This window comes from Halobacterium sp. CBA1126 (genome assembly GCF_009741975.1).
Taxonomy (GTDB): Archaea; Halobacteriota; Halobacteria; order Halobacteriales; family Halobacteriaceae; genus Halobacterium.
Genome location: NZ_WPCF01000023.1, coordinates 25,203 through 31,465, shown reverse-complemented (window position 1 = coordinate 31,465; position 6,263 = coordinate 25,203). Strand labels below are relative to the sequence as shown.

7 protein-coding genes are annotated in these 6,263 nt (G+C 71.6%); 5 read left to right on the top strand and 2 right to left on the bottom strand.

The window, feature by feature from the left end; all coding sequences use genetic code 11:
• Positions 1-148 precede the first annotated feature (148 nt).
• Positions 149-1,426 (bottom strand): glucose-6-phosphate isomerase, encoded by a 1,278-nt coding sequence (locus GJ634_RS05140; protein WP_157500845.1) that lies wholly within the window; start codon positions 1,424-1,426, stop codon positions 149-151.
• Positions 1,427-1,515: 89 nt separating this feature from the next.
• Between GJ634_RS05140 and GJ634_RS05135 the strand changes: the two genes are divergently transcribed.
• Entirely contained in the window at positions 1,516-2,061 is a 546-nt protein-coding gene (locus GJ634_RS05135; RefSeq protein WP_157500843.1) for a hypothetical protein, read from the top strand.
• A 280-nt stretch (positions 2,062-2,341) separates the two neighbouring features.
• On the top strand, positions 2,342-2,809 hold the full coding sequence (locus GJ634_RS05130) for a DUF5812 family protein (protein WP_157500841.1): 468 nt from the start codon (positions 2,342-2,344) through the stop codon (positions 2,807-2,809).
• Here the strand turns inward: GJ634_RS05130 and GJ634_RS05125 are convergent.
• Positions 2,806-3,057: a hypothetical protein gene (locus GJ634_RS05125; RefSeq protein WP_157500839.1), complete on the bottom strand. Its 252-nt coding sequence runs from the start codon at positions 3,055-3,057 to the stop codon at positions 2,806-2,808. The genes GJ634_RS05130 and GJ634_RS05125 overlap by 4 nt on opposite strands.
• A gap of 99 nt (positions 3,058-3,156) precedes the next feature.
• Here GJ634_RS05125 and GJ634_RS05120 point away from each other — a divergent pair, with 99 nt between their 5' ends.
• The 3 genes from GJ634_RS05120 (at position 3,157) to GJ634_RS05110 (ending at position 6,239) form a co-directional block, all read left to right on the top strand.
• Complete coding sequence (locus GJ634_RS05120; RefSeq protein ID WP_197425405.1) at positions 3,157-3,759, top strand: metal-dependent hydrolase; 603 nt, start codon at positions 3,157-3,159, stop codon at positions 3,757-3,759.
• Between the two features lie 84 nt (positions 3,760-3,843).
• A complete protein-coding gene (gene secF / locus GJ634_RS05115; protein ID WP_157500837.1) occupies positions 3,844-4,704 on the top strand; it encodes a protein translocase subunit SecF in 861 nt (286 codons plus the stop codon).
• Positions 4,701-6,239 (top strand): preprotein translocase subunit SecD, encoded by a 1,539-nt coding sequence (locus tag GJ634_RS05110; protein WP_157500835.1) that lies wholly within the window; start codon positions 4,701-4,703, stop codon positions 6,237-6,239. The genes secF and GJ634_RS05110 overlap by 4 nt, the downstream gene beginning before the upstream one ends.
• The last annotated feature ends 24 nt before the right edge of the window (positions 6,240-6,263 follow it).

The following is a 6,263-nucleotide window of genomic DNA, read 5'->3' as shown; positions in this document are numbered from 1 at the left end:
CCTCGGCGCGCGCGGCGAGCGCGCCGCCCGGCCAGTCGAGGAACGAGGCGGCGAGCCCGACGCCCGCGACGACGAAGCCGACGGTCTGTGCGTACCGGTCGTTCACGTCGCCGAGTCCGGCCCGCGCGGACAAAGGCGTGCCGTTCGCCTACTCCACGACGAGTTCGGTCTTCTCCGGGAGCCCGCGCTCGCCCGAGAGCAGGCCGCGGGCGGCCTCCTTCCCCCACTCGACGGCGGGCTGCGTGAACGTCTCCACGCCGTACAGCTCGCCCGCGAGGATGCAGGCCGCCTCCATGTCGTACAGCAGCCGGCCCAGCGAGCGCTCGTCGAGTCGCGGGAGTTCGACGCGGACGTTCGGGACGCCGGACTCCGCGAGGCTCGCCTCCGTCGCCTCGAACTCCGCGTCCAGCAGCTCGCCGAGGCTGGCGCCCGCGAGGTAGTCGAGGCCGTCGAGGTCGGCGTCGGGAATCCCGCGGTCGTCGCGCTCGCGCGCCCGGACGAGCGTCACGAGCTTGTCCCGGGGGCCGGCGCGGTAGAGCTGGAGCTGGCTGTGCTGGTCGGTCGCGCCGAGCGCCCGCGCGGGTGTCTGCCCGAGCCCGTCCTTCCCAAGGCTCTCCGCCCACAGCTGCGCGAACCACTCCGCGAACGTCTCCAGCGACTCGGCGTACGGCATCATCGCGTTGACGCCCGCGCCGCGGACGTCCAGCGCGTACGCCGTCGCGCCGTACGCGTACGCCGGGCAGTCGAACAGCGACCCCGTGAGCGCCGCCCGCCCCTCGCGCGCGCCGGCGAGCAGTTCGTCGACGTCGTGGCCGGCGAGCGCGGCGGCCGGCAGCCCCACGGTCGACAGCGCGGAGAACCGCCCGGGAACGCCCTCGGGAGCGTCGAGCGCGGGCAGGTCGTGCTCGTCGGCGAGGTCCCGGAGGTTCCCTTCGGGGCCGGTCGTGACGAACGTGCGCTCGGTCCAGTCGACGCCCGCGTCCGCCATCGCCTCGCGCACGACGAGGAAGTTCGCGAGGGTCTCCGCCGTCGTCCCGGACCGCGAGACGACGTGGACGGCCGTCTCCGAGAGGTCCACGTCGTCGAGCAGCGCGGTGACGTGCTCGGGGTCGACGTTGTCGAGGAAGTACGCGTCGATCTCCGAGTCGAGGGCGTCCACGAGCGTCGCGGCGCCGAGCGCGCTCCCGCCGATGCCGACGTTCAACAGCGTCTCGCTGTCCGCGAACGGTTCGGCCGCCCGCTCGATGGCGTCCGCGTCGGCCGTCTTCGGGAGGTTCAGCGCCGCGTACCCGAACTCGCCGGCGGTCATCCCGGCGACGATGCGCTCGTGTGCGTCCCTGACGCGGTCGTCCAGTCGTTCGAGCGCGTCCTCGGGGACGCCCGGCGTCGCCGCCTCTGCGAGCGCGTTGCCTACGTCGACGTGCATGTAGCGTACCGGGACGGCAGCGGGCATAAGCGCTGGCCTCCTCGCGCGCATCGCCGTGCTTTTGCTGCGGTAGCGCCGACGCTCCGGTAATGGGACGGTTCGACAGCTACTCCGGGCTGCTGACGGCGTACCCGTACGCGTTCCGGCAGTCCGACTCGCTGCTGTTCCGGAGCTACGTGGTCGTCAGCGCCGTCGTCGCGGCCGTCGTGGTCGCGCTCGCGGTCGGCGGGCTGCTCGTGCTCATCGGGAACACCACGGGCACCGGCGGCGGATCGCTGACGCTCTCGCGGACGTTCTACGTCGTCCTCGCGCTGTTCGTGTTCGTACCCGTGGTGGCGCCGGTATTGTTCGTCGCGAACCGCCACCGCCGCGAGCGCCGGGTCGCGGACCGCTACGACGCCGCGCTCGCCGCCGCGGGATACGCGTTCGTGCTCTCGGTGTACGTCGCGCTCGTCGCGTCGATGCCCCCGGAGTTCGGCTCCGGGAGCGACGCCGTCGCGCGCCCCGAGCCCTCGGGCGCGCTCGCGCCGGTCGTGGAAGCCCTCTACGCGGTGCCGCCGGTCGCGTCGCCGCTGTTCGTGCTCGCTGGCGCGCTCGTCGTCTACGCCGTCCACCGGCGCTACTCCTCGGAGTGACATTCGAGAACTCTCCGTCCGCGTGTTTCTCCTCGTTCGCGGAGTGCCTCTGCCTGCTGCCGACTGACCAACCGACTGCGGCGGGACTGAAAGGGGCCGCGTTCTCGGGGACGGCCGGCGACGCGAGGACCGCAACGAACGCAGTAAGTGCGGACCGCGGCGAGCCGCCCGACCCGAGAACGCGGGGGCTTTCGAGGCGTCGTCGACGTCAGTACCCTCGCTCGAGACAGCGCGGCCTAGCGTCGAAACACGGAAACGACGAGCCGGCCTAGGACCGCCGATGACAGACGAGAAGACCGCGACGTTCCTCGTCACCAGCGCGGACGACGAGTCCGCGGTGCTGTCGGACGTGACGGACGCGCAGGTCCACACGCTCTCGGAGAACCCGGGGCTCGCGGAGGGCGACGTCCTCGAGGCGACGGTCGCCCCGGACCCGCCGATGAACGTGACGTACAGCGTCGTCGACGTCGACGAGCGCAAGCAGATTCCCGTGGAAGCGAGCGACGAGACGCCGACGCCTCAGTCGCAGGAGATCGCCGCGGACCTCGAGGCGGGCGAACTGGAGACCGTCGAGCGCGCCGGCGTGGGCGAGGTCCACGTCCTCGGCGTCCCCGCGGACGGTGTCGACCAGACCGTCGAGGACGTGCTCGCGGACGAGCAGACCGTCGCGCGCGCCGCCCGCATCGGCATCGAGCGCGTGGAAGTCCGCGCCGGCGAGGACTTCGTGAGCGTCCGCTACCTCCCCTAGTTCTCGCGTTCGACGAAGCGCAGTTCCGCCGTCTCGTCGAGGACCGGGTCGCCGTCGACGGCCTCGACGCGCAGCGGGACGTCGTCGCTGGTGACGCCGCAGCCCTCGTTGACGGCGACCGGCCACGCGTCGCCCTCGCTGGCGCGGTCGTTCGAGCGCTTCAGGTACGCCCGCACGTGGTCGGTCCGCAGCTGCTCGCGCGCCCAGTCGCCGACGTCGCTGGGGTACGAGACGGTGACGGTGGTCACGGCCGGGGGTACGCGAGCGGGCGGTTTAGGCCCACCGCCGGATTCTGTTCCTCGGCAGGCGACACCTTCAAGCCGGCAGACGGCGTAGCGGGGGCATCCATGATGGCGACGACACACGCGCTGGCGGGACTCGCAGTGGCCGCGCTCGTCGCGGTCGTCGCGCCCGAGTACGGGGTGACCGTGGCGGCCGCCGGGCTCGCCGGCGGCGTCTTCCCCGACCTCGACCTCTACGCGGGCCACCGCCGCACGCTCCACTTCCCGGTCTACTACAGCGTGGCAGCGGCCGCCGCGGCCGTCGTCGCGGTCGTCACGCCGTCCGCGTGGACGGTCGGCGCGGCCGTCTTCCTCGCCGCGGCCGCGCTCCACGCCGCCAGCGACGCGCTCGGCGGCGGCCTCGAACTCGAACCGTGGAAGGGGACCAGCGAGCGCGCCGTCTACAGCCACTTCCACGGCCGGTGGCTGCCGCCGCGGCGGTTCGTCCGCTACGACGGCTCCCCCGAGGACCTCGCGGTCGCGGCCGTCGTCGGCGTCCCCGCGGCGCTGGCGTTCGGGCCGTCCGTCCAGCAGGTCGTCGCCGGCGCGCTCGCCGTCTCCGCCGGCTACGTCATCGTGCGCAAGCGCCTGCCCGCCGTCGCGACGTGGCTGTTCGCGCAGGTCCCCGCGGGCGTCCGCCGCCACGTCCCCGAGCGGTTCGCGCCGTAACCCGCGGGCGGCGCCCCCGGCAGCGGCGGTGCGCGTGCGCGGGCTATAAGAAGCCTTAACCTCGCGCGCTCCCCAGCGGCATCCATGCCAAGTTTCGAGGTCCCTGAGGTCGACCTCGGCCAGTACTCCACGCGGCAGCTCGCCGCCCCGCCGCTGGCGGTGCTGGTCGTCGCGCTCGCGGTCATCGGCGCGTGGTTCGCCCTCACGGGGTCACCGGTCACGCCCGGCATCGAGTTCACCGGCGGGACGGAGCTCATCGTCGAAGCGGACGCGCCCCAGTCCGAGATCACGGCCGCGTTCGAGCAACCACACGACTCCATCCGTCCCATCGGGACCGACGGTTCACGATACCTCGTCACCTTCCAGTCCCAGGAACAGCAGGCGCTCGCCCAGCAGGCCAGCGACGCCGGCTTCGAGGTGGTCCAGTCCCAGAGCACCTCCGCGACGTTCGGGAGCTCCACCCAGCAGCTCGCGCTGCTCGGGGTCGGCATCGCGTTCCTCGGCATGAGCGCGGTCGTCTTCCTGCTGTTCCGCACGTTCGTCCCCTCCATCGCGGTCGTGCTGTCGGCGTTCAGCGACATCGTCATCCCCGTCGCGCTCATGAACGTCTTCGGCATCGAGCTCTCGCTGGGGACCGTCGCCGCGCTGCTGATGCTCATCGGTTACAGCGTCGACTCCGACATCCTCCTGAACAACCACGTCCTCCGGCGCTCCGGGGACTTCTGGGAGAGCGTCCACCGCGCGATGCGGACCGGTGTCACGATGACCGTCACCTCCATCGCCGCGATGGCGGTGATGACGGTCGTCTCCTACGTCTTCGGCATCCAGCTGCTCACCGACATCGGGCTGGTGCTCGTCTTCGGACTGACGGCTGACCTCATGAACACGTACATGTTGAACGTCACGCTGCTTCGGTGGTACAAGTTCGAGGGGGTGGCGCGATGAGCTGGCTCCGCGAGAACTGGCGAGTCACGCTGCTCGTCGTCCTCCTGCTCGGCTCCTCCGTCGCGCTGTTCGCGCCGGGCATCGGCGCGTCCGCCAGCGGCGACGAGGAGGCCGCGTCCCGGCCGACGAACCTCCAGTACGGCCTCGAACTCTCCGGCGGCGTGCGGCTGCGCGCGACCGCGGTCGGCGTCACCGCCAGCGGCGTCGACGTCCCGACGGACGCCAACGAGCGGAGCGCGCTCGAGGCCGAGGTCGCGGACGAGCTCTCGCTGGAACCCGGGAGCGTGACCGCCCGCGACCGGCCACAGGCGGACCGCCCCGACGTCGTTGAGGTGTACGCGAACAACACCACCGCGGAGGTCAGGACCGCCCTCGACGCGCTCGGCTACGACTACGACTCGGTCAGCAGGGGCGTGACCTCGGAGACGCGCACGGAGATCGTCGACACCATCTCCACGAAGGTCGACGCCACCGGGTTCTCCGGGGCGTCGGTGTACTCCACCGAGACGCAGGCCGGCAACAACTACGTCGTCGTCGAGGTGCCCGGGCAGAACGCCTCGGAGGTCCGCTCGCTGATTCAGGGCCGCGGCGAGGTCGAGATGTGGGCGTACTACCCGAGCGGCGAGAACCAGACGAACTCCACGGTGCTCTCGCACTCCCAGCTCCAGCGCGCGGACGTCAGCACCGCCCAGTCCATCGACGGCCAGCCGTCGGTGCCGGTGTCGCTCACGCAGTCCGACGCCGAGGAGTTCGCCGCGGACATGCGCGAGTACGGGTTCACGTCCAGTCAGGGCATCAGCAACTGCGGGTTCCCCGACGGCGGCTACTGTCTGCTGACGGTCCTCGACGGCGAGGTCGTCTACGACGCGGGCGTCCGCTCGAACCTCGCGCAGAGCTTCGAGAACGGCGACTTCGTGCAGGACCCGCGGTTCGTCATCACGGCCAACTCCATGGACGAGGCCCGCGAACTCCGCGTGAACCTCCAGGCCGGCGCGCTCCCGACCCAGCTGGCGTTCCAGGACTCCTACTACGTCTCCCCGAGCTTCGCCGAGCGGTACAAGCCGCTCTCGCTGGTGACCGGCGTGTTCGCCGCCGCCGCGATGGCGCTGGTCGTGTTCGCCCGGTACGGCGACCGCCGGGTCGCCCTGCCGATGGTGTTCACCGCGCTCTCGGAGGTGGTCATCCTGCTCGGGTTCGCGGCCGTCAGCGGACTGGCGCTGGACCTCTCGCACATCGCCGGGTTCATCGCCGTCATCGGGACGGGGGTCGACGACCTCGTCATCATCGCCGACGAGGTGATGACCAAGGAGATCGACTCCCAGCGCGTCTTCCAGAGCAGATTCAGGAAGGCGCTGTGGGTCATCGGCGCGGCCGCGGCGACGACCATCATCGCGATGAGCCCGCTGGCCGTGCTCAGCCTCGGCGACCTGCGCGGGTTCGCCATCATCACCATCCTCGGCGTGCTCATCGGCGTGCTCGTCACCCGGCCGGCGTACGGTGACATCCTCCGCCGGCTCGTCACCGGCGAGCACTGACGCCCGGACTTCTTCGCGTTCTCC

Coding starts and splice junctions, on each gene's coding strand:
- GJ634_RS05140 (WP_157500845.1), bottom strand. CDS start 1,426: ATGCACGTCGACGTAGGCAACGCGCTCGCAGAGGCGGCGACGCCGGGC.
- GJ634_RS05135 (WP_157500843.1), top strand. CDS start 1,516: ATGGGACGGTTCGACAGCTACTCCGGGCTGCTGACGGCGTACCCGTAC.
- GJ634_RS05130 (WP_157500841.1), top strand. CDS start 2,342: ATGACAGACGAGAAGACCGCGACGTTCCTCGTCACCAGCGCGGACGAC.
- GJ634_RS05120 (WP_197425405.1), top strand. CDS start 3,157: ATGATGGCGACGACACACGCGCTGGCGGGACTCGCAGTGGCCGCGCTC.
- secF (WP_157500837.1), top strand. CDS start 3,844: ATGCCAAGTTTCGAGGTCCCTGAGGTCGACCTCGGCCAGTACTCCACG.
- GJ634_RS05110 (WP_157500835.1), top strand. CDS start 4,701: ATGAGCTGGCTCCGCGAGAACTGGCGAGTCACGCTGCTCGTCGTCCTC.